Consider the following 24,894-nt stretch of genomic DNA (forward strand, 5'->3'; position numbering starts at 1 on the left):
GAAGCCAGGCCATTCGTCTTTTATCCAGCATCAGTATTGGAGTTCCACCGTCATGGCCCCCCGCGCTAACTGGAAAGGCTTCTTGCGTCTTTCTCTCGTCACCTGTCCGGTAGCGCTCTATCCGGCCACGTCCGAATCCGAAAAGGTCTCGTTCAATCAGCTCAACCGGAAGACCGGTCACCGTATCAAGTACGCCAAGGTGGACGCCGATACCGGCGAGGAGGTCGCCAACGAGGACATCGTCAAGGGCTACAAGGTCGACACTGACACCTTCATCGAAGTGACCAAGGAGGAGCTCGAGAATGTCGCGCTGGAATCGACGCGAACCATCGAGATCGACGAGTTCGTCGACCGCAGTGAGATCGATCCGCGGTATCTGATCCGCCCCTACTACCTGGTGCCGGACGGAAAGGTCGGCCATGACGCCTTCGCGGTTATCCGCGAAACCATTCGCGAGATGAATAAGGTCGCCATCGGACGCGTGGTACTGACCAATCGGGAGCACATTATCGCGCTTGATCCGCTCGACAAGGGGCTGATGGGAACGCTGCTGCGCTATCCGTACGAAGTGCGTTCTGCGGACGAGTATTTCGACGACATCCAGGATGTCAAAGTCACCAAGGACATGCTCGATCTCGCCAGGCACATCGTCAATCAGAAGGCGGGCCACTTCGACCCGGACAAGTTCGAAGACCAGTACGAAACCGCCCTTATCGATCTCATCAACCAGAAGCGCGCCGGCAAACCGATCGCCGCGAAAGAGCGACCGCGTGGCGAGAATGTCGTCGATTTGATGGACGCGCTGCGCAAGAGCATCGGAGGAGCCGCGGCGGCATCGATAGAGGCGCCGAAGAAGCCAGCCAAGAAGGCGCGCAGCGCGGCAGCGGGGCAGAAGGAAATGCTGATGCCGATTGCTGGCAAGAAATCGGCGAAGGAGGCCGCGGTGAAGAAGCCGGCGGCAAAACCGCAGCGAAAGTCGGCATAGCGAGCACGATGGCTTCGCGTAACTCGCAAAGCGCCGGGCTCCCCCTATTTCGAGGACGCGGCGCCGATCTCGAAGTCTTGCTCGGTCATCCAGGCGGGCCATTTTGGCAAAACAAGGATGACGCTGTTTGGAGCATTCCGAAAGGCCTGATTGGCGTCGACGAAATGCCGCTGTCTGCTGCTCGGCGCGAATTCGCCGAAGAGACGGGACACCACCCGGAGGGAGATTTCTTGCCACTCGGGGCGGCACGGCAACGAGGCGGCAAAGTCGTACAAGCGTGGGCCATCGAAGGCGACTGGGATCCCGCGCTCATCCGCAGCAACACCTTCGAGATGGAATGGCCGCCGCGTTCCGGACGCCATCGGAACTTTCCGGAAATCGACCGAGCGGCTTGGTTCGACGTTGCCGACGCGCGACGGAAGATCCTGATGGGACAGGCGATTTTCGTCGATCGATTGCTAGAGGCTCTGGGTCCGTGCACTTAGGCCGGCGTTGCTCCGCACGAGCCCCCCAAATCGTCATGCTTTTCGGGACAACCACGGCGTTATCAGCGCACGGCACGATTTGCGCAGCGGGACGTGCGACTCTGCCATCATGGATGACGAGCGCAACTTATGCCGGCCTGTCCGTTCACCTTGCTGCGGTAATCCAGTCGATGTGGCCAGATGTCACGCCGTGTCGTTCGCGCGCACGGCGTCGCGGACGGGGGCCCGTCTTGCACACTTGGCAGACGGCTTACGAGATCGTCCGCTAAAGTGGCCGGCGGATTGCACGGTCGCGTTCGGGGTGAGCCGCGCGGGGGAGCGTGATGGCGAAAAAATTGAAAACCTATCAGACTTCGCTGGGCTTCTTTGATCTCGCGATCGCGGCTCCGTCGATGAAAGCGGCTCTGGAAGCGTGGGGCGCAGACAGCAATCTCTTCCACCAGGGCGCGGCGAAGGAAGGCCTCGATCCGAACGTTATCGCGGCGACCATGGCAAAGCCCGGCGTCGTTCTCAGGCGCCCGGTTGGAACCGACCGACCTTTCAGCGAACACGCCGAGCTGCCCACCGATCTTGGCGGCGGAGGACCAACGAAGGTCGTCCGCAAGTCGAAAGGCCTAAAGGCGAAGCAGCCTTCCTCTCGCCCCGTCGACAAGGTCGCGGAACGAAAGGCCGCGTTCGACTACGAGCGGGAACGGAGGAGCCGCGAACTTGAACGGGCTAAGGAAGAGGCCGCCAGGCAAAAGGAGCGTGAACGCCGGCAGCAGGCGGTCGGCAAGGCGCAGACTGCGTTGGACAAGGCCGAGCAGGAGCACGCGAAGCGGGCCGCCGCCATCCAGGCCGAGGCCGACGCTCTCGAGAAGAGATCGCAAGCCGAAAAAGCACGTTGGGATAAGGAGAAGAAGCGACTGGAAGCCGCGCTGCGGCGCGCGGGGGGTTAGTCTCTGTCATGCTCTGCGCTGTCCTTCTAGTCAGGAGAGCATTCTGGGCAGGTATTACCGATAGACTAGATCGGCTATGAGGCAGCTAACGTCATCATGAATTCTTCCATCGACGGCTGCTTCGCATATTGCAGCTTGAGAAGATCTTCGACCTTAAGATTAGTATAGCGCTGGAGCTGTCGCCAATCCTTGTGGCCGGTGACCAGTGCTACCTTTTCGATTGGCAGTCCTGCCTCAAAAAGACGGCTCGTCCCCTCGTGGCGCAGATCGTGGAAGTGCAGGTCTTCGATCTTGAGTTCATCGCATGCCCGGGTGAATGCCGCACTTACGGATCTGTGGTTATGGGGAAAGATCCGTCCATAGCCTCGAGTCACAATCCGCTGCTGAAGCACGACTTCCCACGCGTCATAGCCCGTTAGATTGAGCAGGGGTACCTTCTGGTCATTTCCGTCCTTATTCCTCGGGTCCTTTCTGTCTTGAATGACCACCAGTCGTTTCTTCATATCAACCAGCGACCACACGGGTTTGCAAATCTCTTCTTGGCGCAATGTGGTCGCGACGGCGTACCTGACGATCCGTCCCATCGGTATGAATTGCCGAGGGTTGTTCTCGAAATACTCAATCAATTCGTCGAGTTCGTCCTGTGTAGGTCTTCGGTCACGCTCGTTGCTTTTTCCCACCAAGTTGAGATGACTTAATGCGACGCGTGCGAGGCGGGCTTCCTCGGCCGAAACCTCGATGCCATGCACAGCTGCGGCGTGGGTAATGATGGTGCGTATGAAAGACAAATCGATCGCCAACGTCGCAGGGCCAGCGCCTTGCTTGGCGCGCTTTCTTCCGAACTCGATCAGCCGCTCTCGATTGAGCGCGGGCAGCTTCACACTGCCGAGCTCAGTCTTTAGCGACGCCATCACAGCGGCTTTTGATCGGCGAGGGGGCTTTCCAACCTCGTGCATGTCCTCATCGTGCAGGTCTATCAGATCGCCAAATGTGCGAACGTTCCGGACTACGCGCGGCTTGGCCGATCCGTTGCGGTCGATATTCCGCTCCATTTCGAGCGCCCATTCTTCGCCGTCCTTGCGCCGTCGGAACGTCTCGGCCACATAACGCGTCTTGCGGCGGACCTGGACGCGCCAGTTTCCAGATGCCAACTGAGTGAAGGTCGCCACGCGTGTGCACTCCGGCTTTCGTGTGCACTATGTGTGCACCGACAGGTCAAAACGGGTACAAACGTGTGCAATTTCGTCTAGTTTGAAGTGCACACGTTCTTCTTTCATCCCATTGAGAGTGTAGGGTAAATCATTGGAATCGCAAGACTATCGCTTTTCTGTGGCACCCATGATGGATTGGACCGACCGGCATTGCCGCGTGTTCCACCGTCTGATGAGCCGGCGCGCGCGGCTCTACACGGAGATGCTGACGACCGGCGCCATCATTCATGGCGACCGGAAGCGGCTGCTCGGCTTCGATCCGAGTGAGCATCCGGTGGCGCTGCAACTCGGTGGCTCCGATCCGGCCGATCTCGCCACTGCCGCGAAGATCGGCGAGGACTTTGGCTACGACGAAATCAATCTCAATGTCGGCTGTCCGTCCGACCGGGTGAAGGATGGCCGCTTCGGCGCCTGTTTGATGGCGGAGCCGGCGCTGGTCGCCGATGGCGTTGCGGCCATGAAGCGCGCGGTTAGGATTCCCGTCACGGTCAAATGCCGGATCGGCATCGACGACCAGGATCCGGAAGTCGCGCTCGACGTGCTGGCGCGCGGCGTGGTCGCAGCCGGCGCGGACGCGCTGGTCGTGCACGCCCGCAAGGCCTGGCTCAACGGCTTGTCGCCGAAAGAGAACCGCGACATCCCGCCGCTCGATTACGACAGGGTCTACCGGCTGAAGGCAACGTTGCCGGATGTGCCCGTCATCATCAATGGCGGCATCGGCAGCATTGCGGAAGCTGCGCGGCATCTCGGCCATGTCGACGGCGTGATGCTGGGGCGGGCGGCCTACCAGGAGCCGTGGCGTTTGATCGAGGTCGATCCAAAATTATTTGGCGAGGCGGCGCCATACGCCACCATGAAGGACGTCTTCGAAGCGATGTTTCCCTACATCGAAGACCAGTTGGCGCAGGGTGCACGGCTGCATTCGATGACGCGGCATTTCGTCGGCGCGTTTCACGGTGTGCCCGGTGCGCGCGCCTTCCGCCGCCATCTGGCGGAGAAGGGCGTCAAGGCCGGCGCCGGCGTCGACGTGCTGCGCGATGCGATCGCGCTGGTCGAGAATCGCGCGACGGCGTTGGTCGCGGCGTAACCGCTAGGCGGCGCGGTCTCCGGTACGGCGCGCTTCCGAGTTCGCTTTCAGTCCGAAATCATAGGTCAGATGATAATAAGGCTGCGCCATCTCGCGGCCATCGAGTGCCGCGCCCGCAGGCATCATCGCAAACTCCCGGATCAGGCTGTCCTTGACGCCGAACACGACGTCCGAGTCCAGATATTGATCGCCTGCGGCGAACACATGCGTGACCAGCGTCTGGTGCCCGGGCGCTGATATCATGAAATGGACATGGGCCGGACGCCAGGGGTGACGGCCCTGCGCCTCGAGCATTTTGCCGACCGGCCCGTCATGCGGGATCGGATAGGCCGCCGGCTTGATCGACCAGAACCAGAACCGGCCGTTTTCGTCGGTACGAAACCGCGCGCGCATCGCCAACTCGCCGATCTCGTCGAGCTGCTGCACGTCGTAATAGCCGTCATTGTCCGAGTGCCAGACATCCACGATGGCGCCGGCTAGCGGTTGTCCGCCAGCCGTCGAAACCGTGCCGGTGACCCATAGCGGCGCGCCTTCCATGGTGCCGGAGATATCCGCACCGAGCGGATGCTCGGGCGCGCGCTGTCGGGCGCGCGCTGCACGTAAAATGGGCCGAGCACCGTCGTCTCGGTTGCGCCCTGTGGTGTCCGGTGGTTGATGGCGTCGACCAGCATGGAGACGCCGAGCGTATCTGACAGCAGGATGAATTCCTGCCGCTTGTCGTCGCACATCTGTCCGGTGCGGGTCAGGAAATCGATCCCGGCCTCCCATTCCGCCTGCGTGGGTTCGATCTCCCGGACGAACGCATGCAGATGACGCACGAGCGCCTCACTGATCTGCCGGACGCGATTATCCTTTCCGGCGCAGACGCTATGCAAGACCGCGTCGGTGATGGTGGCTTCGTCAAAGTTGCGCATGTCGTGTTCTCTTCAGGAGGCGGTGGTCTGTGGCGCGTCGCCACGCCAGGCGCGTGCGATCAATTCGCGGATTGCGTCGCGCTCGATCGGGCGCGGATTCCAGTAGGGGTTTTTGACGGCGAGGTCGGCGGCCTGGTCGATGCCGCTCTCGGGCATGCCGATCTCGCGCAGCGATGCCGGCGCCGCGAGCTTTCGTGCCAGAGCGTGGAGGCCGAGCGCGGCGTCAGGAACGCCGAGCGCTGTGGCGATCCGCGTCATTGCTTCGGGTACGGCGGAGGCATTGTAGGCGAGAGCATGCGGGAGAATGACGGTGTGGGTCTCCGCATGCGGCAGATTGAACGAGCCGCCCAGCGTATGGCAGAGCTTGTGATGCAGCGCCATGCCGACGGCGCCTAGGCAAATGCCAGAGAGCCAGGCGCCATAGAGCGCGTCGGTGCGCGCGGTCTTGTCGTTTGGTTGGGCGCAAATTATTGGCAGCGCCTGCGCCAGTGTACGGATACCCTCCTGCGCCATCAGCGATATCACGGGGTTGCGATCCCGTGCGTAGAGCGCCTCGACCGCATGCGCGATGGCGTTGATGCCGGATGTCGCCGATAGTTTTGGCGGCATCGTCATGGTGAGATCGACGTCGTAGATCACGATTTCGGGAAGAATTTTCGGGCTCGACTGCGTGGTCTTGATGCCGCCGCTGGTCTGGCCGACGACCGGCGTCATTTCCGAGCCGGCGTAGCTGGTCGGCAGCACAATCTGCGGCAGGTCGGTGCGCAACGCGATCGCCTTGCCGAGGCCGGTGGTCGAACCGCCGCCGATCGCCACGAGACAATCGGCCCGCACCTCGCGCACGGTTTCCATCGCCCGTTCCGTCACCTCGACGGGCGTATGCATGACGGCGCCGGTGAAGGCGCCGGCAAAACGCTCTCCGATCATCTCCCGGATACTCTCGACCAGGTCGTTCTGTCGCGGCGTCGCCAGCACGAGGGCGCTGACGACGCCGAGGCCGGACAATTCGTCGGGCAATTGACGCAGCGTGCCGGCGCCGAACACCACCCGTATCGGTGCGCTCTGGTAGACGAAGTCTTGCATGGTTGCTCCTTGCGGACGAAATGGCCGGCTCCAGGATCAGGCTGCCCCGGGGCCGGACTTCCGGCTCAAGAGGCGGACTGTGCAGCCTTGCGCAAGCCGCCCGTCTCTTCAAGGCTCCTTGCAGGGACGCCTGTCGGCTGTCGCGCCAGCAGGATGATGGCCCCGGCGGCGATCGCCGAGACGCCGATCGACAGGAACATCGGCGTTGGGCTCTGATAGATCTGTTGCAGCGCGCCGGCGACGAAAGGTCCGAGAATGGCGCCGACCCGCGCCACTCCGAGTTCCATTCCAACCGCGGTGGCGCGCACGCCGGTCTCGTAGGAAGCCGCGGTAAAGTTGTTCAGCACGAACTGCGCGCCGATGATGAAGAAGCCGGCGGCCGCAACGGAGGTGATGTTGACGATGTGATCGTTGAGCACCACGAGCGACAACACCGCGAGGCCGCCGATGGCCCACCAGGTCGCGAGCAGGCCGCGATGGCTGCCGTACTTGTCAACGAGATGCCCGAGCGCGAGGGCGCCGACGAACGACATGATCTGCATCAGCGCGCCGAAACCGAAGCTTGCCGCAAAGGTTTCGCCACGCTGCATCATCACGGTCGGAATCCACCCCGACAGGCCGAAGATGCAGAACAGGCTGAGGAAGGCCGACGCCCAGATCGCGAACGTGGTCCGGCGATATTTGGGCTGGAGCAGCACCGCCACCGAATTGACCGGCTTTTCGGACTCGCCAACGGCAATTTCGGCCGACGCGTAAACGCTGGCGCGCTCGGGGCGGAGCTTGGAGAGCATGTCGCGGATTTCGTCGGTACGGCCTTGAAGGGCAAGGAACTTCGGTGACTCCGGCAACATGTAGTGCATGAAGGGCAGCAGCAGGAACGACAGCGAGCCAAGCCAGTACAACGCAGTCCAGCCGAACACTGGCGTTGCAAACACGCCGGCGACACCGGCGAGCGTTCCGCCAAGCGCCCAGCCGAGAGCTACGCCCCACAGCGCAAACGTGTTCGCCACCCGCCGCGGCGCCAGCTCGTTGATGTAGGTGGTCGCAAGCGGCAGCAGCACGCCAAGGCCGATGCCGGTCAGGATCCGCAGGATGCAGAACGACAGGAACGAGTCCGCCGAGGTCGCGGTGAGTAGGGTAAAGATGCTGGTGATCCACAGGCCGCCGAGCAGGGTGCCGCGTCGGCCGAGCCGATCGGCGATGATGCCGTGGATCGCAGCGCCGATCAGGAATCCGACCAACCCGCTGGAAATCAATAGCCCCGCCTGGCCGGCCTGCAGGCCCCATGGCTTTGCGACATAATGAATGACGTAGGCCGGATTGAATGTGTCATATCCGTCGAACAGCGTGAGCAATCCCATCATGGCGCCGAGGCGCCAATGAAATTTGCCGACCTTCGCCTCGGCGAGTTCCTCGTGAAGATCGATTGCTTTCGCAGTCATGGCCGTATCCCTCCCAGATGGTGATTATATCGCATGAGACCGCTTATTCCGCGGCTTGATGGATGCCGTGTTCGGCGACGATGGTTTCGCCGAGGCCGAGCTTGAACAGGTCGATGGCGTTGCGCCGGCCGATCTTCAAGCGATCATTCTCGCTGATGCTGGCGCTGTTAAACCAGTCCGAGGCGTGATCGACATTTTCGAACGGCCAGTCGACCGAGAACAGGATGCGGTCCGCTCCGATCTCGAGAATGGAATCGATCAGTGTCTGCGTGCGGAAATTCCCTGAAGTGGTCAGGAAGAAGTTGGCGTTGAAGTAATCGCAGATCTTCTTTTTCGCCTTGTGCTTCGGCGGCGCCTTGACCCAGCCATTGCGGTGATCAACGCGCCACATGCTGTAGGGCAGGCCTTCGCCCATGTGCCCGAGGATGATCTTGAGTTTCGGATAGGCATCGAACAGGCCCGATCCCATCAGGCGCAGCGCGTGAACGGCGGTCTCCTGTCCGAACGCCCAGGTCGGGCCCATCAGCCAGGGATGTCCTTCATAGATCGCGCAGTCTTCCGGCAACGGATTGCGCGGGTGCAGATAGAATGGTAGGCTGGTGTTTTCGACGGCAGCCCAGAACGGCCAGTATTGTGGCAGGTCGTAATAGACCGGCCGCTTGCCGTCGCCGATTTGCGAGAAGCCGTTGACCAGCGCGCCACGGAAACCGAGTGTCTTGATGCAGCGCTCGAGCTCCTTGATCGCGAGATCCGGATCCTGCATCGGCAGCGCGGCAAACGCCTGAAACCGCGACGGGCGTTTTGCCACTTGCTCGGCGAGGAAATCATTGGCGCGGATCGCAATCTCATTGGCGCGGGCGATGTCGGGAATCGCCTGCACGGCGGGCGCGTTCAACGACAGGATCATCATCTCGACGCCGTGCTTGTCCATCTGCGCCAGCCGCTTGTCCTGGATGTCCAGCAGGCGATCCTTCAGCTCCGGCCAATAGGAGTCCGGAACGAATCCCGCCGAATCCATCAGTGTGTCCGGGATAGCGAAATGTTCCTCTAGTGCGATCTTGCCCTGCATGTCGTCCTCGCTGATGTCAGATGTTGATTAGTATTTGCCCTTAGTACTGTCCTTGCGGCGTCAGCCCGAGCGCGAGCTGGCCGTACATGGTGCCGACGGCATCCCAGTTCATGCTGATGTGGCGGCCGACGGCATTGGCGTCGCGCCAGGCGCGCTGCACCGGGTTTGAAAGATCGAGTCCGAGGCCGCCGGTCGATGCATTCAAGGCTTCGGTGGCGCGAATGGCCAGTGCGACCGAAAACGCCTGGCCGCGGCGGCTGACGATGCGATCCTCGACTGAAACCGGCGTACCGCCGCGGATTGTCGCCGCACGATTCCTGAGATCGCGCAACAGCACTTCGCGGGCGGCGTCGGCGGAAGCGGTCGCTTCCGCAACGCGCAACTGGATGGTCGGAAAATCCGCCATGCGATTGTTGTGGCCGGCAACCGCGCCGCGGGTGATCCGTCGCGATGTCACGGCAAGATAGTCCTCCAGCGCGCCGGCCGCCGCGCCGACCGCGGCCGAGGCCAGGCAGGAGGGAATGTTTGACAGCATCGGGATCGCGAAGGTGGGGTTGGCGGCGTAGAGCGCGGCGCCCGGCGTCTTTCCGGATGTGGTGTCGGCGAACGACAGCAGGCGGTGCGCGGGCACGAACACATCATTCAGCACCAGCGTCTTGCTGCCGGTGCCGCTGAGGCCGACGACATTCCAGGTGTCGTCGATGACGTAGTCGGCAGCCGGGATCAGCAGGAAGGCCGGCGCAAACTGGCCGCTCTCGGTCTTCGACGGCAACAGCCCCGCACACAGCGACCATTGCGCATTGTCACAGCCGCTGGCAAACGACCAGCGCCCGGTGAGGCGATAGCCCCCTTCGACTTCGATCGCCTTGGTGGCCGGCGCGTAGGAGCCGCAGGCGACGGCATCGGGATTCGTACCCCAGACGTCGCGCTGCGCTGCTTCCGGGAATCCTGCGATCAGCCATTGATGGGCCGCGAGCAGGCCGCCGACCCATGCCGTGGAGGCACAGCTTTTCGCAAGTTCGATGTTCAATTCGACCAGCACGTCGAAATCGTATTCGTAGCCACCGAACATCGCCGGCTTGACGATGTCGAAATAACCGATGTTGCGCAGTGCCGTGATGTTCTCTTCAGGAACGCGGCCGGCCTTTTCCGTGGTATGGGCGCGCGCCTTGACCTGCGGCGCGATCTGCGCCACGCGGCTCCGCAACTCGGCAATGTCAGGGCGAAGCGACGGTGACGCCGACACGTCCTTCAACTGGGCGACTGGTACCATTGGTTTGCTCCGTATCTTCGTTTGCTTGAAAGGCGGTCAGGTGGGGGCGCTGTTCATGCAGCCTGGCTGTTATGCGGCACCGAGAAACAGTAAGTCGCATCCTGGTAGATTAGCGGCTCGATCGGATCGCGGACGTTCACGGTTTCGGCTTCGCCGATGAAAATCGTGTGTGTGCCGTAGGGCACCGCGGCCGCTTTCTTGCAAAAAATGTTGATCTGCGCGTCGGCGAGGTAGGTGACGCCCTCGGCCGAAGTCTTCCAGTCGCCGAGCCCGAACCGCTCCTCGGCCGGCAGTGCGCCGCTGAAGGCGGATGAAAGCGGGACCTGGTCGCGGCGCAGCACGTTGACGCAGAACCGGCGCGCCAAAAGCATGATGTCGTGCAGCAGCGTTGCCTGGTTGATGCAAACGATCAGGGAAGGGGGATCGAGCGACAGCGATGTCACGGCGGTCGCCGTCATTCCGTGCCGGCGATCCTGGTCGGCCGAAGTAATGACCGACACCGCCGCGGGAAATCGTCGCAACGCGCGCTTGAACGTTTCACGCAATTCGTCGGATGCCGAATCCAGCGACATGGTTTCCTCCACTGAAATCCGCTCTTTGTTCGGCGGCTTAACTTTCCTTAACAATAATTGCATTTGCAAATATCGGTCAAGGGAAATTTTCAAATGCAACAATTGCCTTGAAAAGTGAATCCCGCCCGGCTATTGGAAGGTTGCAAAAGTTGCACCAAGGCGGGATCCAAGACCTTGTACAGGCTTACAAATTCCTTTCCCTACCTGCTCAACCGCGTCGGCGTGCAGATGGGTGAGCTGTTTTCCAGGCGCATTGCCGGCTTTGGCGTGACCCTGCCAATGTACCGCGTGATGGCCGCGCTTTGGGAAACCGGCGATCAGCGGCTCGGCGATCTCGCTGTCATGACGACGATCGAGATATCGACGTTGTCGCGGCTGGTGGGCGAGATGAAACGGCGTGGTCTCGTCACGCGCGCGCGGCTGAAGGACAACGGCCGCACCGTTGCAATCAACCTAACGCCGAAGGGGCGCACGCTGGTCGAAGAGCTGATCCCGATCGCCATCCACTTCGAGGAGGTCGCAGTGCGCGATTTCGCGTCGAAGAACATTTCGGACCTGAAGACAATTCTGGCAGAGATCTATGAGAGCCTGAAGTCGCTCGAACCCGAGATCGAGGAAGCCAACAAGGCAAACAAGACAGCAAGAACCAAAGCCTGACTTTTTCGCTTTGGCGCGATCGGGCTCTGCCGACCATTAGCTGCGCATGGCGGCGCGGAAGCCGGCGAAGCTCAGAGCGCCTGCCGCGGTAACGGCAATCCAGCTCACCCAGAGCGGTACATCGACGCCGTTCAAGGTGACGGACCACCCCATCACAATCCGGATCAACTGCAGCAGTGCGATCAGGGCAAAGATGGCGGCGGCAACCGTGCAAAAGGTTCTTGTGGTCATTGCCGGTCTCCGATGGCTCATGAGGATGTGCTCGTCGCCTGCAGCCAAAATGGGGAGGGACCAGCGCGGCGGATACTCGCCCCGATTGAATCGAGGGACACCATATTCAGGGTATTCCGCAAGGGAAGTTGCTCGCGCACCATAGCTGCCTTGATAATTTTCCAGAGGCTGACATGCGCACGTTCGCGATTGCCGTCGGTGTTCTCGCCACACTGTTCGGGACCTCAGTTCATGCAGCCGACATCCCCATGAAAGCACCGCAACCGCTCCCACAGGCCGCCTGGAATTGGTCTGGGTTCTACGTCGGTGTGGGCGGCAGCCTCAACTGGGCCGATTTCAACCAATCGCTTCAGGGCGTCTCGGGAGTCACCAACGTCATGCTCGGGCCATTGCTGGTCGCTCAAGGGCAGGCCGGCGGTCCCTTCTTCGACTTCAACCGGCATAGATCTGGCGTCGCGCCGGATATCCAACTCGGCTACATCGCCCCTGTTGGCGATGGCGCCTGGCTGGCCGGGATCAGATTCACCTACAAATACGCGAACAACAACTCAAAGCAGAACGTGATCATTCCGCAGACGGGGTCCTTCACCACGGTGGGAGGATTGACCGTAAACTTCGTTGGCTTCGTGCCAGTCCTTCCGGCGGAGCTCAATCTACAGCATCAACTTGCGCTCATTCCCACCATTGGCCGCGCGTTTGACAAGACCACGATTTATGCAGGCGTTGGCCCCGCACTGTTTGGGATCAGGTCAAAGTTCAACAATGGGGTAGGCTTCGCCGTGATCGGCTCACACTTGCTCGATGTCACCGGCGCGCCGGTTACCGTTTCGAATGAAAACTGGGTGTGGGGCGGCGCAGCGCAGGTTGGTGCGACCTACGCGATTGCGCCGCGCTGGTTCCTGGATTTCAGTTACACCTATGCGCGCTCGTCGAGCTTTTACATCTCGGATGTCGTGAGCTTCTCAAATCAGAGCGGACCGCTCGCGAGCAGCGGTATTGCCTATCTCAACGCAAGAGAGCAGGTTAGCAACCAGTCCGTTGCTGTGACGCTCAATCGACAGTTCTGAAAAAGGGGCTGGGTGTCGGGTTGCGGACCCATAGCTGACTTCGGCTTGATTGATCGCAGGTTACAACCGTAGCGTAATGTCCCAAGCACGAAATCCGCAGGTGATGCGACGCCATCAACCTGCTGCATTTTCGAAGACCGCGATACCGAGGACCTCATGCTAAAAACACGCATTACAGAGCAATACAGACTAAAGGTTCCATTCATCAACGCCGGCATGGCGTTCGTTGCTACCACACCCCTGGTGCGGGCGGTGTGCGAGGCCGGCGGAATGGGAATATTGGGCATTGCCGCAATGCCACCGGACGTGCTGCAAAAGGCGATCCGCGATGTCAAAGCAGTCAACCCCGCGTGCTTCGGGGTCGATATCATTGCACGCTTCAGCGGGATCGAGCACATCGAAGTGTGTATCGCCGAGAAGGTGCCGGTCGTCGTGTTCTTCTGGGACGATGTGCCGGACGAGTGGCTATCGCGCCTGCGGGCGGCTGGCACTCATGTCTGGTTTCAGGTAGGCAGCGTGGATGAAGCGAAAGCTGCTCTCCGCAGCGGAGCCCAAGGGCTCGTTGTGCAAGGCAGCGAAGCCGGCGGTCACAACCGGGCTGTCGCGGCAACTTTCTCATTGCTTCCCGCAATCATCGATGCCGTTCCGTCCGTGCCGGTCGTCGCTGCCGGCGGCATTGCCGATGGTCGGACCGTTGCTGCTGCGCTCGCACTCGGCGCGGACGCGGTCTGGGTGGGGACTCGCCTGCTGGCGAGCTTCGAGGCTTATGCCCATCCGCAGTATAAGGAGCGCGTTGTCGCTGCCGGCGTCGAGGATACAGCCCGCCACCTGATCTTCGGTCCGGAATTCCCCGATGCTTCGACGCGCGGGTTGCGCAACCGCATCGTGCGGGAATGGGAACGGCGTGACGATCCGCCGCCATACCGGGTGTTTACGGATTCGGAGCTTCCGGTGATCGGTCAGGCACGCCTTTATGGACAGGAGATGCCCATGAAGCGGTTTTGTGGATTTCCGCCAACCCCGGAGTTCACGGGTGATTTCGAAGAGATGAGCCTGTTGGCCGGCGAATCCGTCGCTCAGACCAATCGACTGATGACCACGGCCGCTATTATCGACGAGATGATCAGCGGCGCCGAATCGGTGATCAGAGAGCGACTCGGGTCGATGGTCGTGGACTAACGAAGAAGATACAAGTGAACTGAGAGCCCGATGGCGCTGGGCTGCTCCTGAAGGAAATCACCTTCGCCCGCTGTGCGTGCCGCCACGCGGGCGCGAGTACCACAAATCAGAATCGAGCGGCGCACGGCCATTCGTGGAAACGTGAACCCCTTCACACTTGTTATCCGCCGGCCGTCCTACGCTTATTTAACTGACGCTGGGGCTGTTCTCAAAGCGTGGAGGAAGGTGCAATGCGTGAACCAAATCTTGAAAAGTTGAATGCGCTGGTAGGAAAGCTGGTCGGCGACCTCGGCATTTCACTTGGCGGCGCAAGCATACTGCTCGGCGATCGTCTCGGGCTCTACAAGGCGATGGCGGATGGTGCCGTGGTCACCCCGTCCGAGCTTGCCAGGAAGACCGGTCTGCACGAACGGTATGTGCGCGAATGGCTGTCCGGGCAGGCCGCCTCCGGCTACATCGACTACCACCCCGAAAAAAATGCGTTCTCGCTCTCGCCCGAGCAAGCCATGGCATTCGCCGAAGAGGGGTCGCCGGCTTTCTTTGCCGGTGCGTTCGATGTCGTACAAGCCACCTATCTCGACGAACCCAAGGTCGCCGAAGCGTTTCGAACCGGGAAGGGCGTTGGCTGGCACGAGCATTCGAAGTGTCTTTTCTCCGGCACCGAACGCTTCTTCAGGCCGGGCTATAACGCCAACCTGGTTTCGAACTGGATTCCGACGCTCGAGGGCGTCGAGGCGAAACTGAAAGCCGGCGCCAGGGTGGCCGATGTCGGATGCGGCCACGGCGCCTCCACGATCGTGATGGCGCAGGCCTATCCCAACTCGGAGTTCTTCGGGTTCGATTACCACAAGCCTTCGATCGAACGCGCGAAGGTCCTGGCGCAGGAAGCGGGAGTTGGAGGCCGCATCATGTTCGCGCAGGCCAGCGCCAAGGATTTTCCGGCGAAAGACTATGATCTGGTGGCGTTCTTCGATTGCCTGCATGACATGGGCGACCCCGTGGGTGCAGGCAAGCACGTCAAGGAAACGCTGGCCAAGGATGGGTCGTGGATGATCGTCGAGCCGTTTGCTCATGACAATCTCAAGGACAATCTCAACCCGGTCGGATGTGTCTACTATCACGCCTCGACATTCATCTGCACGCCGGCATCGCTCTCTCAGGAAGTGGGGATGGGGCTCGGTGCGCAGGCGGGTGAAAGCAGATTGCGTCAAGTGGCGACGGAAGCCGGCTTCAGGCGCTTCCGCCGCGCGACCGAGACGCCGTTCAACATGATCTTCGAAGTGCGTTCTTGACCGATGCGCGTCAGTCCGGGGGCGGCAGGAAATGCGGCTCGCAGAGCCCCGCATTCACTCCGGATTGATGTCGCCCATTGGCCATCGCGTCGCTATCGGCATGCCTGCTTTTGCCGCGCTCGTGGAGGCTGAGCGGATGTGATCGATTATGAGACCGCGCGCGCTAGTTCGCGGCCGCGCGGCGCTTGTGGCGGCCGGCGACGTCGGGATAGCCGTGCAGCATCACCTTGTCGGCCTGCACGCCCCAGCTTTCCAGCCGATCCAGGAAACTCATGCCGAGCAGGTTGGTCTTCATCTGCCCGCGCGGCACTACCAGCGCCGGAATCGATTTCTCGACGAGCCCGCCGACCGCAAGACGATCGATCGTCAGCCGCGCCGCCTTGGTGTGGCCGCCGGCGGTTTCGACGTCGACATTGTATTCGAGCATCTCGATCGGCAGGCCGATCGCCTTCGCCGTCTCCCAGGTCAGCACCACCGACGTCGCGCCGGTGTCGATCACCATCGGCGCCTTGACGCCGTTGATCTTGGCATGCAGGGCGAATTCGCCGGCCTTGCCGCGCGCGATCTGCACGGCGGGCGCCGGCTCCAGGCTGCGTTGCCGCAGCATTTTCGTGACCGAGTTGCTGGCGCGCACGATCTGGTCCGGATCGCCATAGGCGACGACGGCGCCGGCGGTGGCGGCGAGCATGGCGAGAACGAGCATGACGCGGATCACAGCGCGCCTCCGCCGGTTCGTCCCAAGAATCCGCCCGAGAATCTTTCCAGGAATCGTCCCGAGATCAGCCGCGCTCGGCGCAGGGCGGTATCTGCGAGAGGCCGGCCTCCGCCATGCGCGCCGCCAGCCCTTCCATCACGGCCAACCGCTCCGCCGTCTCCATGCGGTGCCAGCGCGCGATCTCCGGCAACGTTCGTCCGCAGCCGAAGCAGAGTTTGGTTTTGGGGTCCATCATACAGACTGCGATACACGGCGTTTCTTTGCTCATTTATCGATAGTGAAATGGTTTGTGTCCGTTGCGCAAGCGTTCCAGTTACAACCCGGTTCCTGCACTCATGATCGGCTTGTGGCGCGCTCGCCGCTTGTCGTCGGCGGCCGCTGCGGCGGCGGGGTCCGGCTGCAGCGGCGGGGCCTCCTCGGCCATCGGCGCCAGCGCGCTCATCACGCGCTCCGGCGGGAAGGTGACGATGACTTCGGTACCGATGCGCAGCTTCGATTTCAGCGTGAAGGTACCGCCATGCATGTCGATCAGGCTTTTTGCGATCGGAAGGCCCAGGCCCGCGCCCTGTTCGGCCGATTTGATCGAGTTGGAGCCCTGGCCGAACGAGGCCAGCACGACCGGGATTTCATCCTCGGCAATGCCGGAGCCGGTATCCTTGACGCTGAGATATTGCCCGCCGGAAGCGGTCCAACCGACCTTGAGCCAGATATCGCCGCCCTGCGGAGTGAACTTGATCGAGTTGGACAACAAATTGAGCACGACCTGGCGCGTGGCGCGTTCGTCGCCCCAGATCCGGGGCATGCCGTGCTCGAACACCTCGTGGATGGTGATGCCGCGGCTGGTCGCGCGCAGCTTCAACAGATGGTGGCAGTCGGCAACGACGTGCACCAGCGACACCGCTTCCTCGTTCAGCTCATAGCGGCCGGCCTCGATCCGCGACAGATCGAGAATCTCGTTGATGAGGTTGAGCAGATGGACGCCCGAATTATGGATGTCGGCGGAATATTCCTTGTAGACCGCCACCGCATGCGCGCCAAAAATTTCGCTCTTCATCACCTCGGAGAAGCCGAGGATCGCGTTCAGCGGCGTGCGCAGCTCGTGGCTCATCTGCGCCAGGAAACGCGACTTGGCGACGTTGGCGGATTCGGCGCGGTGCCGCGCTTCGTCCGAGATCGCCTTGGCCTGTTCGAGCTCACCGATCAGCGCGTCCTTTTCGGCGCGCGCTTCCAGCGTCGCCAGGGTCGTCGAATGGAGTTGATGGGCGAGCAGGGCGAAATAGGCTTCGGCGGCGACCGCAAGCAGCGCGAGCGCGTAATTGTCGAAGGTTCCACCCATGATGAAATTGAGCGCGATCGCCGCCGTCACAGGCGCGGTCGCTGCCATCGCGGCAATGGGCAGCGTTGCCGCCAGCATGCTCGACACCGCGATCACCAGCAGCATTAGGAACATCATCATCGTGTTCGAGACGGTGTCGAGGCCGGCCGGATGCAGCAGAATCGCTGTCCAACACAGGCCGTAGAGCAGGTCGAGCAACACGAAGTGGGTTTGCCATTTGCGCGTGGCGGCGAGCGAGGGCTGCTCGCCGAGGAAGCGCCAGCAATTGCGAATGATGGCGGCATGGATGCAGAGCATGCCGACGGTCCACACCGCGGCCGGCACGGCGTACTTCCAGAGGCCGAACAGCACGCCGGTCGCAACCACCAGCAGCATGACGACAAAGGAGGCCGAGATCCGGGTCTGGGCGTATTGCCGGAGCAATTCGGTATCGAACGCCGGTCGGGTGCCGCTGGATGACGTTAACCGATCCCGCGCCTCGCGCACCCGCTGCGCGGCCACGCGCCGGGTGTTGACCGGCGCTGTGACCGGCGCTTCTGCCGGAAGCTGGACAACCTCAGGCTTTTCTGCGGGGTTACTCATCGAACAACACAAATCCTGCCCGCGAACTGCGCGGGCTTTTGCATTGTCTATCTGTGGCCCTAAATCATTAAGCGATGACTTAAAGAGCTAAAAATTTCCGTTAACGGGAGGTTAAAATTAACCTGTTCCCGAGGCGGAACCCCGCTTCTGACGGGACAAGAAGCGGGGCCCGTTTTCAAATCTTAACCGGCTTTTTTAACTCACCGCTCGAGCCGGGCCATCAGGCTTGAGGTGTCCCAGCGCTTGCCGCCCATCTTCTCGACCTCGGCGTAGAACTGATCGACCAGCGCGGTCACCGGCAGGTTGGCGCCGTTGCGGCGGGCTTCGGCGATGCAGATCGAGAGGTCCTTGCGCATCCATTCGACCGCGAAGCCGAAATCGAACTTGCCCTCGTTCATGGCCTTGTAGCGGTTCTCCATCTGCCAGGACTGCGCCGCGCCCTTGGAGATGGTCTCGACCACGGCCGCAACGTCGAGCCCGGACTTCTTTGCGAAATGAAGTCCCTCGGACAGGCCCTGGACAAGCCCTGCGATGCAGATCTGGTTGACCATCTTGGTGAGCTGGCCGGCCCCGGCGGGCCCGAGCAGTTTGCACATCCGCGCGTAAGCGCCGGCGATGATCGGCTCGGCCGCGGCGTAGGCGTCTTCCTTGCCGCCGCACATCACCGTCAGCACGCCGTTTTCCGCACCCGCCTGGCCGCCGGACACCGGCGCGTCGATGAACTTGAAACCTGCCCTGGCGGCGGCGGCATCGAGCTCGCGGGCAACCTCGGCGGAGGCGGTGGTGTGATCGACGAAGATGGCGCCCTTTTTCATCCCGGCGAAGGCGCCGTCGGGACCGATCGTGACCGCGCGCAGGTCATTGTCGTTGCCGACGCAGCACATCACGAAATCCTGGCCCTCGGCGGCGGCCTTCGGTGTCGCTGCGGTCTTGCCGCCGAACTTGTTGGCCCATTCCGCAGCCTTTGCACCGGTTCGGTTGTACACGGTCACCTCGTGGCCGCCTTTCTTCACCAGATGTCCTGCCATGGGGAAACCCATTACGCCGAGACCGAGAAAAGCGACTTTAGCCATGTGTGTTACCTTGAAGTTTGCCGGCGATTAGGCTGGCCGGACGGGTGTTTTCGGAGGGAGCCGCACCATACAAGCTGCGCAGGGCAGGGCAACGCCTTCGTTTGGCGGGCGGGGCCGGATTTGTGCTAGGGTGAGGGGTCTGAAGAACCTCACAAAAAAGGGAGTGACATCGCATGGGCGTCAGCGTGGGCGTGCTCGACCATTTCAACATCCGGACCCGAAATCTTGCCGATACCGTCGGGTTCTACGAAGACATTCTGGGCCTCGAAAAGGGCGCCCGGCCGAACTTTGCCTTTCCGGGTGCGTGGATGTACAGCGAGGGCAAGGCGGTGGTGCACCTCGTCGATATCTCGAAGACCGAGGAACCACAGAAGCCCGATTCCGGCGTCGTCCACCATGTCGCGTTTGCAAGCTCCGGCTTTGACGGCATGAAGCGGCGGCTGGAGCAGAAGGGGATGGCGTACGACTCCCGGCAGGTCCCGGGCGGGGACCTCTGGCAGATCTTCGTCAATGACCCCAACGGCGTCATGATCGAGCTGAACTACGAGGCCGCCAAGGAGCAGACGGCTGCAGCCCCGGCCGAGCGGCGGGATGACGTGGGAGCGAGGTAGCCTTTTGCGCTGAACCGCTCTATGGGTCGCAACGAGGCCGGCTTTTCGGACGTGCTCCGAGGCGGGTCGGGTCGCGTCGAGAAAGCGCGTCAATTCAAGAGAGTAGAGCCCGGTTCTCAACCCGGAACCGAAAGGGCTTCAGGAGATGCGCGAGTGAGCGTTACGCAGCAACAGGTTCTCGATTCCCTCAGGCAGGTGGCCTCGCCGCGTGGCGTGCCCCTGACCAATGCCAACGTGCTGTCGGCGATTTCGGTCACCGACGGCAAGGTGTTCTTCTCGATCAACGTCGATGCCGCGGAGGCCCGCGCCTGGGAAAGCGTGCGCGCGCAGGCCGAGGCCGCCGTGCGCGCCATTCCCGGCGTCACCGCGGCGATGATCGCGTTAACGGCCGAGCGCAAGCCCGGCTCGCCGCCACCTGCGCCCGCGCCGCATCGGCATGCGCATTCACATTCTCCAGGCGTGCAACCGGTCGCCGCGCACCGCCCGCCGCAAGGCGCGGCGTCGCCGATGTCGAAGCAGGCGGAGATCCCGGGCGTTGCCGCCGTCATCGCGGTGGCCTCGGGCAAGGGCGGCGTCGGCAAGTCGACCACCGCGCTCAACCTGGCGCTGGGCCTGCGCGATCTGGGCCTGCGCGTCGGCCTGCTCGATGCCGACATTTACGGCCCGTCGGTGCCGCGGCTGACCGGCATCCATGAGAAGCCGCAGCTCAACGACGACCGCAAGATGATTCCGATCCAGCGTTTCGGCCTGGCCATCATGTCGATCGGTTTTCTGGTCGAGGAAGACACCGCGATGATCTGGCGCGGGCCCATGGTGATGTCGGCGATCACCCAGATGCTGCGCGACGTGGCGTGGGGCACGCTCGATATTCTGGTGGTCGACATGCCACCCGGCACGGGCGATGCGCAATTGACGCTGGCGCAGAATGTGCCGCTGAAGGGCGCGGTGATCATCTCGACCCCGCAGGATCTCTCGCTGATCGACGCGCGGCGAGGGCTCGCGATGTTCAAGAAGGTCAATGTGCCGGTGCTCGGCATCGTCGAGAACATGAGCTACTTCCAGTGCCCCGAATGCGGCACGCGCTCGGACATTTTCGGTCATGGCGGCGCGCGGCATGAAGCGGAGCGGCTGGGCGTCCCATTCCTGGGCGAGATCCCGCTGCATATGTCGATCCGAACCACCTCCGATGACGGTAACCCGGTGGTGGCGAGCGATCCGGACGGTCCGCATGCCGCGATCTACCGGGCCATCGGGAGCAAGGTCCGCGACCAGCTTCAGGGCGTCATCGCCGCGGCCTGAGGGCCTTTACCGGCGCCCCCTAAGACTTTGGTTTAATCAGTGCAGTCATGCCTTTGTCGCGTTTTCGAAGCCGAACTTCCGTGTTAAAGCCGCCCGCCAGAGTGCCCCGGATGACGTGGAATCGCCCCGCCGGAGGACAGCTCGAGGAATATGGGAAACGCCCCCGTCTTAAGGAGACTTGAATGAAGCGTCGTGATTTTTTGAAGGTTTCAGCGGCCGGTGCTGCCGCGACAGCCGTTGCCTCGCCGGCGATCGCGCAATCATCGCCTGAGATCAAATGGCGCCTGACGTCGAGCTTCCCGAAGTCGCTCGATACCATCTATGGCGGCGCCGAGCAGGTCTCGAAATACGTCGCCGAGATGACCGACAACAAGTTTCAGATTCAGGTGTTCGCGGCCGGCGAAGTCGTTCCGGGTCTGCAGGCGCTCGATGCGACCTCCAACAACACCGTCGAGATGTGCCACACCGTCTCGTATTACTACGTCGGCAAGGATCCGACCTTTGCGATCTTCGCCTCCGTCCCGTTCGGCCTCAATGCGCGCCAGCAGAATTCCTGGTGGTATCAGGGCGGTGGCGATGCGCTCGGCAACGAGTTCTTCAAGAAGTTCGGCGTGATCGGTTTCCCCACCGGCAACACCGGCACCCAGATGGGCGGCTGGTTCCGCAAGGAGATCAAGACGGTTGCCGACCTGTCGGGCCTCAAGATGCGCATCGGCGGCATTGCCGGTCAGGTGCTGCAGAAGGTCGGCGTGGTGCCGCAGCAGCTCGCCGGTGGTGACATCTATCCCGCGCTCGAAAAGGGCACCATCGACGCGGCCGAGTGGGTCGGTCCCTACGACGATGAAAAGCTCGGCTTCGCCAAGGTGGCGAAGTACTACTACTATCCGGGCTTCTGGGAAGGCGGCCCGACGGTCCACTCCTTCGTCAATCTCGAGAAGTGGAATTCGCTGCCGAAGAACTACCAGGCGATCCTGGCCAGTGCGTGCGCCCAAGCCAATACCTGGATGAATGCGCGTTACGACATGCAGAATCCGACGGCGCTGAAGCGTCTGGTCGCCGGCGGCACGCAGCTTCGTCCCTTCACCAATGAAGTGCTGGAAGCCTGCCTGAAGGCCACCAACGAATTGTGGGCCGAGATCTCCGCCAAGAACGCCGACTTCAAGAAGTCGATCGACGCGATGCAGGCTTACCGCTCCGACCAGTATCTGTGGTGGCAGGTTGCCGAATACACCTACGACAGCTTCATGATCCGCTCGCGCACCCGCGGCTGATCCAGCCCGTCAGTTGAAGAAAACAGCCCGGCCTTCGTGAGGAGGTCGGGTTTTTCATTTGTGCAACCGGAAAGCTACCCAGCGGCCAGGGCTCAAAGTCCGGTTTTTTCCCCCCAATGTCGGGATGGCAATCCGGAATTGGATGTTCCATGCTGATCGCAGGCCTCATCACGAAGGCCGAACGAAAAACCAGCAGGTAGGAAATCCATGAAGCGAAGAGAGTTTTTGAAGGTCACCGGTATCGGCGCCGCCGGCGCGGCCACGCTGGCGGCACCGGCAATCGCGCAGTCGATGCCGGAGATCAAGTGGCGCATGACCACGAGTTGGCCAAAGTCGCTGGATACGATCCATGGCGGCGCTGAGATGATGGCCAAGGCAGTCGGCGAGGCGACCGACAACAAATTCCAGATCCAGACTTTTGCGGCCGGCGAAATCGTCCCCGGCCTTCAGGTCCTCGACGCCGTGCAGAACGGCACCGTCGAGATGGGCCACACCGCCTCCTATTATTATTTCGGCAAGGATCCGGCATTCACGTTTGGCTCATCCCTGCCGTTCGGACCGAATGCGCGTCTGAACCAGGCCTGGTACATGCTCGGCGGTGGCAAGGACCTGCTGAACGAATTCTACAAGGGCTATAACGTCACATCGCTGCTGGCCGGCAATACCACCTGTCAGATGGGTGGCTGGTTCCGCAAGGAAATCAAAACCGTCGACGATCTCAAGGGTCTCAAATTCCGCATCGGCGGCTTTGCCGGGCGGGTGATGCAGAAGCTCGGATGCGTTCCGCAGCAATTGGCCGGTGGCGACATCTATCCTGCGCTGGAAAAAGGCACGATCGATGCGGCGGAATGGGTCGGGCCCTTTGACGACGAGAAACTCGGCTTCAACAAGGTTGCGCCGTATTACTACTATCCCGGCTGGTGGGAAGGCGGTCCGATGCTGCTGGCGATGGTGAATCTCGACAAGTGGAATGCATTGCCGAAATATTATCAAAACATTCTCGAGCAGGCCGGCCACCTCGCCAACAACTGGATGATGGCGAAATACGACATGGTCAATCCCATCGGGTTGAAGAAGCTGCTGGCTAACGGTGCCAAGCTGCGTGGCTTTTCACCGGAAATTATGGAAGCGAGCTACAAGGCTGCCAGGGAATTGCATAGCGAAGTCTCCGCCACCAACGCAAACTTCAAGAAGCTCCATGAATCGCTGACATCGTTCTCGAACAGCGGCTATCAGTGGTTCCAGGTCGCCGAAGTCGGTTACGACAACTTCATGGCGCGCCACTCGCAGGGTTGATCGTCAACGGGCTACGGCTTCGTCAAGCAAAACCCCGGGGCGATCCGGGGTTTTGTCCAGCCATTGCGCCGGCGTTTCGGCGGAAGCCGGATCGCCGACAGCGAGCACGTCGTCCTGCTTTGTGCGCCACTACAAAAAAGTGCAGAGCTGCTAGCGATGGCTTGGATGATCAGCGGCGGCGCGTTGGCGGGACCTGGGCTCGGGAGTTATAGCCACGACGATCCTGGCTTTGCGAACCTTCGTCATCGCGAAGCGTCTTGCCGTAACACTCCGCATCAAGGCCTGATGCAGTTGCGATGCACTGTTCATAACTCGTAAAGCTGCAGTCGGAGCCACCTATGTCCCAGGTCATGCAGTAGCGGCCAGGGGGAACGATCGGTCCGGCCTGCACCGAAGATCCGGCCATAGCGGCAAAGGCGAAGGTAGAAAACGCGAATCCGGCGATCATTGCCGACTTGCAAACTGTGCTCATAGCTCTCTCCAACAGTGTTTTTTGTTATTCCGAAATGACGCGCGGCTTACCGCGACAACCGTCAACTCGCGGATCAATAGTCTTACGGCTCGCCAGGCGTCACGTCGCAGTTCGCCTTGAGCGACAGCAGATCGCGGACGCGCTCTACCTTGGTTGCGCGCGTCAAGTCGAAAGCCTTCAGTGACAGCATCTTTAATCGTGGGGATGGAATGGATCTTCTTCTTCTTCTTCTTGTTGTTTCGACCTGTGCTTTTGCAATCGCACGCCGACCGGGCAAACGCTGCGAGGCGTCGTTGCGATGCAAGGCTCTTCAATACGACCGTGCAAATTTGAAATTAAGTACGTCTTTCGAAGGACCAAAGCCCAGGATACTGGTTATGGTGGGTCTCTGGCGTTTAGGGAATGCAAATAGCGGAGTTGCGACGGCATACACGCTGAAGTGATCGGAATAGGTTGCAGCCATGATGCGAAATCTACACCTAACCTTGGCGACCAGAGCGGGCTAGCACGCTAGCCGCAGCCTAATTCAGGAGTGCGGCAACTATGAAGAAGCACCTCAAGGTAGGTATTCGCCGGCGCCATCTGTTTGGCCTTGCGATAGCTGGCGTCGCGACGGCCACCGCGAGCGCATTGGTGCCCGAACGGACGACTGTCAAATCTGAAAATTCCGCAGACAAGCTGAAGGCGCGCTATCAGCCGAACTCGCCCGAGGTTCGCAACTTCTATCGCGTCAACTCTTATCCACGCCGATAAG

25 protein-coding genes and 1 pseudogene are annotated in these 24,894 nt (G+C 61.5%); 13 read left to right on the forward strand and 13 right to left on the reverse strand.

The window, feature by feature from the left end; genetic code table 11:
* Positions 1 to 52 precede the first annotated feature (52 nt).
* The 3 genes from ACPPVP_RS18255 to ACPPVP_RS18265 all read left to right on the forward strand — a co-directional run bounded on the left by ACPPVP_RS18255 (position 53) and on the right by ACPPVP_RS18265 (position 2,408).
* A complete protein-coding gene (locus ACPPVP_RS18255) occupies positions 53 to 985 on the forward strand; it encodes a Ku protein (RefSeq protein ID WP_426536696.1) in 933 nt (310 codons plus the stop codon).
* Positions 986 to 993: 8 nt separating this feature from the next.
* Positions 994 to 1,470: an NUDIX domain-containing protein gene (locus tag ACPPVP_RS18260; RefSeq protein WP_426536698.1), complete on the forward strand. Its 477-nt coding sequence runs from the start codon at positions 994 to 996 to the stop codon at positions 1,468 to 1,470.
* A gap of 323 nt (positions 1,471 to 1,793) precedes the next feature.
* Entirely contained in the window at positions 1,794 to 2,408 is a 615-nt protein-coding gene (locus ACPPVP_RS18265; RefSeq protein ID WP_426536700.1) for a cell envelope biogenesis protein TolA, read from the forward strand.
* Between the two features lie 74 nt (positions 2,409 to 2,482).
* Here the strand turns inward: ACPPVP_RS18265 and ACPPVP_RS18270 are convergent, their stop codons facing one another.
* The gene (locus ACPPVP_RS18270) at positions 2,483 to 3,577 is read right to left on the reverse strand and encodes a site-specific integrase (RefSeq protein WP_426536702.1); all 1,095 of its coding nucleotides are present in this window, start codon (positions 3,575 to 3,577) and stop codon (positions 2,483 to 2,485) included.
* 169 nt (positions 3,578 to 3,746) lie between these two features.
* On the opposite strand from ACPPVP_RS18270, the gene dusA reads away from it, so the two are divergent.
* The gene (gene dusA / locus ACPPVP_RS18275; RefSeq protein WP_426536704.1) at positions 3,747 to 4,706 is read left to right on the forward strand and encodes a tRNA dihydrouridine(20/20a) synthase DusA; all 960 of its coding nucleotides are present in this window, start codon (positions 3,747 to 3,749) and stop codon (positions 4,704 to 4,706) included.
* Between the two features lie 3 nt (positions 4,707 to 4,709).
* Here the strand turns inward: dusA and ACPPVP_RS18280 are convergent.
* The 6 genes and pseudogenes from ACPPVP_RS18280 to ACPPVP_RS18305 all read right to left on the reverse strand — a co-directional run bounded on the left by ACPPVP_RS18280 (position 4,710) and on the right by ACPPVP_RS18305 (position 11,059).
* Positions 4,710 to 5,620 (reverse strand): annotated as a pseudogene (locus ACPPVP_RS18280) (intradiol ring-cleavage dioxygenase).
* Between the two features lie 12 nt (positions 5,621 to 5,632).
* Complete coding sequence (locus tag ACPPVP_RS18285) at positions 5,633 to 6,703, reverse strand: maleylacetate reductase (RefSeq protein ID WP_426536706.1); 1,071 nt, start codon at positions 6,701 to 6,703, stop codon at positions 5,633 to 5,635.
* A 65-nt stretch (positions 6,704 to 6,768) separates the two neighbouring features.
* The gene (locus tag ACPPVP_RS18290; RefSeq protein ID WP_426536708.1) at positions 6,769 to 8,145 is read right to left on the reverse strand and encodes an MFS transporter; all 1,377 of its coding nucleotides are present in this window, start codon (positions 8,143 to 8,145) and stop codon (positions 6,769 to 6,771) included.
* 43 nt (positions 8,146 to 8,188) lie between these two features.
* Complete coding sequence (locus tag ACPPVP_RS18295; protein ID WP_426536710.1) at positions 8,189 to 9,214, reverse strand: amidohydrolase family protein; 1,026 nt, start codon at positions 9,212 to 9,214, stop codon at positions 8,189 to 8,191.
* Positions 9,215 to 9,254: 40 nt separating this feature from the next.
* The gene (locus tag ACPPVP_RS18300; protein ID WP_426536712.1) at positions 9,255 to 10,487 is read right to left on the reverse strand and encodes an acyl-CoA dehydrogenase family protein; all 1,233 of its coding nucleotides are present in this window, start codon (positions 10,485 to 10,487) and stop codon (positions 9,255 to 9,257) included.
* Positions 10,488 to 10,540: 53 nt separating this feature from the next.
* On the reverse strand, positions 10,541 to 11,059 hold the full coding sequence (locus ACPPVP_RS18305) for a flavin reductase family protein (protein ID WP_426536714.1): 519 nt from the start codon (positions 11,057 to 11,059) through the stop codon (positions 10,541 to 10,543).
* Between the two features lie 174 nt (positions 11,060 to 11,233).
* Here ACPPVP_RS18305 and ACPPVP_RS18310 point away from each other — a divergent pair, with 174 nt between their 5' ends.
* Positions 11,234 to 11,716 (forward strand): MarR family winged helix-turn-helix transcriptional regulator, encoded by a 483-nt coding sequence (locus ACPPVP_RS18310; protein WP_426536716.1) that lies wholly within the window; start codon positions 11,234 to 11,236, stop codon positions 11,714 to 11,716.
* 36 nt (positions 11,717 to 11,752) lie between these two features.
* Here the strand turns inward: ACPPVP_RS18310 and ACPPVP_RS18315 are convergent, their stop codons facing one another.
* A complete protein-coding gene (locus ACPPVP_RS18315; protein WP_426536718.1) occupies positions 11,753 to 11,947 on the reverse strand; it encodes a hypothetical protein in 195 nt (64 codons plus the stop codon).
* Between the two features lie 173 nt (positions 11,948 to 12,120).
* Here ACPPVP_RS18315 and ACPPVP_RS18320 point away from each other — a divergent pair, with 173 nt between their 5' ends.
* The 3 genes from ACPPVP_RS18320 (at position 12,121) to ACPPVP_RS18330 (ending at position 15,485) form a co-directional block, all read left to right on the forward strand.
* Complete coding sequence (locus tag ACPPVP_RS18320) at positions 12,121 to 13,014, forward strand: outer membrane protein (RefSeq protein ID WP_426536720.1); 894 nt, start codon at positions 12,121 to 12,123, stop codon at positions 13,012 to 13,014.
* A 156-nt stretch (positions 13,015 to 13,170) separates the two neighbouring features.
* A complete protein-coding gene (locus ACPPVP_RS18325; protein WP_426536722.1) occupies positions 13,171 to 14,193 on the forward strand; it encodes an NAD(P)H-dependent flavin oxidoreductase in 1,023 nt (340 codons plus the stop codon).
* Positions 14,194 to 14,423: 230 nt separating this feature from the next.
* On the forward strand, positions 14,424 to 15,485 hold the full coding sequence (locus tag ACPPVP_RS18330; RefSeq protein WP_426536724.1) for a class I SAM-dependent methyltransferase: 1,062 nt from the start codon (positions 14,424 to 14,426) through the stop codon (positions 15,483 to 15,485).
* A 163-nt stretch (positions 15,486 to 15,648) separates the two neighbouring features.
* Here the strand turns inward: ACPPVP_RS18330 and ACPPVP_RS18335 are convergent, their stop codons facing one another.
* The 4 genes from ACPPVP_RS18335 to ACPPVP_RS18350 form a co-directional block, all read right to left on the reverse strand.
* Positions 15,649 to 16,200 carry a TIGR02281 family clan AA aspartic protease gene (locus ACPPVP_RS18335; RefSeq protein ID WP_426536726.1) on the reverse strand — a complete coding sequence of 184 codons (552 nt, stop codon included), beginning with the start codon at positions 16,198 to 16,200 and terminating at the stop codon, positions 15,649 to 15,651.
* Positions 16,201 to 16,264: 64 nt separating this feature from the next.
* A complete protein-coding gene (locus ACPPVP_RS18340; RefSeq protein WP_426536728.1) occupies positions 16,265 to 16,468 on the reverse strand; it encodes a DUF1289 domain-containing protein in 204 nt (67 codons plus the stop codon).
* Positions 16,469 to 16,513: 45 nt separating this feature from the next.
* Positions 16,514 to 18,118 carry a sensor histidine kinase gene (locus tag ACPPVP_RS18345; RefSeq protein ID WP_426536730.1) on the reverse strand — a complete coding sequence of 535 codons (1,605 nt, stop codon included), beginning with the start codon at positions 18,116 to 18,118 and terminating at the stop codon, positions 16,514 to 16,516.
* 200 nt (positions 18,119 to 18,318) lie between these two features.
* Positions 18,319 to 19,191, reverse strand: a complete 873-nt coding sequence (locus ACPPVP_RS18350; protein ID WP_426536732.1) for an NAD(P)-dependent oxidoreductase — start codon at positions 19,189 to 19,191, stop codon at positions 18,319 to 18,321.
* Positions 19,192 to 19,364: 173 nt separating this feature from the next.
* Between ACPPVP_RS18350 and ACPPVP_RS18355 the strand changes: the two genes are divergently transcribed.
* The 4 genes from ACPPVP_RS18355 to ACPPVP_RS18370 all read left to right on the forward strand — a co-directional run bounded on the left by ACPPVP_RS18355 (position 19,365) and on the right by ACPPVP_RS18370 (position 23,668).
* Positions 19,365 to 19,802, forward strand: a complete 438-nt coding sequence (locus ACPPVP_RS18355; RefSeq protein ID WP_426536734.1) for a VOC family protein — start codon at positions 19,365 to 19,367, stop codon at positions 19,800 to 19,802.
* Between the two features lie 153 nt (positions 19,803 to 19,955).
* Positions 19,956 to 21,101: an Mrp/NBP35 family ATP-binding protein gene (locus tag ACPPVP_RS18360; protein ID WP_426536736.1), complete on the forward strand. Its 1,146-nt coding sequence runs from the start codon at positions 19,956 to 19,958 to the stop codon at positions 21,099 to 21,101.
* Positions 21,102 to 21,283: 182 nt separating this feature from the next.
* Positions 21,284 to 22,372 carry a TRAP transporter substrate-binding protein gene (locus ACPPVP_RS18365; RefSeq protein WP_426536738.1) on the forward strand — a complete coding sequence of 363 codons (1,089 nt, stop codon included), beginning with the start codon at positions 21,284 to 21,286 and terminating at the stop codon, positions 22,370 to 22,372.
* Positions 22,373 to 22,579: 207 nt separating this feature from the next.
* Positions 22,580 to 23,668, forward strand: a complete 1,089-nt coding sequence (locus ACPPVP_RS18370; RefSeq protein ID WP_426536740.1) for a TRAP transporter substrate-binding protein — start codon at positions 22,580 to 22,582, stop codon at positions 23,666 to 23,668.
* 169 nt (positions 23,669 to 23,837) lie between these two features.
* Here ACPPVP_RS18370 and ACPPVP_RS18375 read toward each other — a convergent pair whose 3' ends face one another.
* Positions 23,838 to 24,140, reverse strand: a complete 303-nt coding sequence (locus tag ACPPVP_RS18375) for a DUF3551 domain-containing protein (protein WP_426536742.1) — start codon at positions 24,138 to 24,140, stop codon at positions 23,838 to 23,840.
* A 543-nt stretch (positions 24,141 to 24,683) separates the two neighbouring features.
* Between ACPPVP_RS18375 and ACPPVP_RS18380 the strand changes: the two genes are divergently transcribed.
* Positions 24,684 to 24,893, forward strand: coding sequence for a formate dehydrogenase (locus tag ACPPVP_RS18380; RefSeq protein WP_426536744.1), 210 nt, complete (start codon positions 24,684 to 24,686; stop codon positions 24,891 to 24,893).
* Position 24,894: the final 1 nt, after the last annotated feature.

Source organism: Bradyrhizobium sp. McL0615 (assembly GCF_049993905.1).
Taxonomy (GTDB): domain Bacteria; phylum Pseudomonadota; class Alphaproteobacteria; order Rhizobiales; family Xanthobacteraceae; genus Bradyrhizobium.

What these genes read in the sequence shown, in the direction of transcription:
- ACPPVP_RS18305 (WP_426536714.1), bottom strand. Translation starts at nt 11,059, where the DNA reads ATGTCGCTGGATTCGGCATCCGACGAATTGCGTGAAACGTTCAAGCGC.
- ACPPVP_RS18350 (WP_426536732.1), bottom strand. Translation starts at nt 19,191, where the DNA reads ATGGCTAAAGTCGCTTTTCTCGGTCTCGGCGTAATGGGTTTCCCCATG.
- ACPPVP_RS18380 (WP_426536744.1), top strand. Translation starts at nt 24,684, where the DNA reads ATGAAGAAGCACCTCAAGGTAGGTATTCGCCGGCGCCATCTGTTTGGC.
- ACPPVP_RS18325 (WP_426536722.1), top strand. Translation starts at nt 13,171, where the DNA reads ATGCTAAAAACACGCATTACAGAGCAATACAGACTAAAGGTTCCATTC.
- ACPPVP_RS18265 (WP_426536700.1), top strand. Translation starts at nt 1,794, where the DNA reads ATGGCGAAAAAATTGAAAACCTATCAGACTTCGCTGGGCTTCTTTGAT.
- ACPPVP_RS18340 (WP_426536728.1), bottom strand. Translation starts at nt 16,468, where the DNA reads ATGAGCAAAGAAACGCCGTGTATCGCAGTCTGTATGATGGACCCCAAA.
- ACPPVP_RS18320 (WP_426536720.1), top strand. Translation starts at nt 12,121, where the DNA reads ATGCGCACGTTCGCGATTGCCGTCGGTGTTCTCGCCACACTGTTCGGG.
- ACPPVP_RS18355 (WP_426536734.1), top strand. Translation starts at nt 19,365, where the DNA reads ATGGGCGTCAGCGTGGGCGTGCTCGACCATTTCAACATCCGGACCCGA.
- ACPPVP_RS18260 (WP_426536698.1), top strand. Translation starts at nt 994, where the DNA reads ATGGCTTCGCGTAACTCGCAAAGCGCCGGGCTCCCCCTATTTCGAGGA.
- ACPPVP_RS18375 (WP_426536742.1), bottom strand. Translation starts at nt 24,140, where the DNA reads ATGAGCACAGTTTGCAAGTCGGCAATGATCGCCGGATTCGCGTTTTCT.
- ACPPVP_RS18300 (WP_426536712.1), bottom strand. Translation starts at nt 10,487, where the DNA reads ATGGTACCAGTCGCCCAGTTGAAGGACGTGTCGGCGTCACCGTCGCTT.
- ACPPVP_RS18365 (WP_426536738.1), top strand. Translation starts at nt 21,284, where the DNA reads ATGAAGCGTCGTGATTTTTTGAAGGTTTCAGCGGCCGGTGCTGCCGCG.
- ACPPVP_RS18315 (WP_426536718.1), bottom strand. Translation starts at nt 11,947, where the DNA reads ATGACCACAAGAACCTTTTGCACGGTTGCCGCCGCCATCTTTGCCCTG.
- ACPPVP_RS18255 (WP_426536696.1), top strand. Translation starts at nt 53, where the DNA reads ATGGCCCCCCGCGCTAACTGGAAAGGCTTCTTGCGTCTTTCTCTCGTC.
- ACPPVP_RS18295 (WP_426536710.1), bottom strand. Translation starts at nt 9,214, where the DNA reads ATGCAGGGCAAGATCGCACTAGAGGAACATTTCGCTATCCCGGACACA.
- ACPPVP_RS18330 (WP_426536724.1), top strand. Translation starts at nt 14,424, where the DNA reads ATGCGTGAACCAAATCTTGAAAAGTTGAATGCGCTGGTAGGAAAGCTG.
- ACPPVP_RS18345 (WP_426536730.1), bottom strand. Translation starts at nt 18,118, where the DNA reads ATGAGTAACCCCGCAGAAAAGCCTGAGGTTGTCCAGCTTCCGGCAGAA.
- ACPPVP_RS18370 (WP_426536740.1), top strand. Translation starts at nt 22,580, where the DNA reads ATGAAGCGAAGAGAGTTTTTGAAGGTCACCGGTATCGGCGCCGCCGGC.
- ACPPVP_RS18290 (WP_426536708.1), bottom strand. Translation starts at nt 8,145, where the DNA reads ATGACTGCGAAAGCAATCGATCTTCACGAGGAACTCGCCGAGGCGAAG.
- dusA (WP_426536704.1), top strand. Translation starts at nt 3,747, where the DNA reads ATGATGGATTGGACCGACCGGCATTGCCGCGTGTTCCACCGTCTGATG.
- ACPPVP_RS18285 (WP_426536706.1), bottom strand. Translation starts at nt 6,703, where the DNA reads ATGCAAGACTTCGTCTACCAGAGCGCACCGATACGGGTGGTGTTCGGC.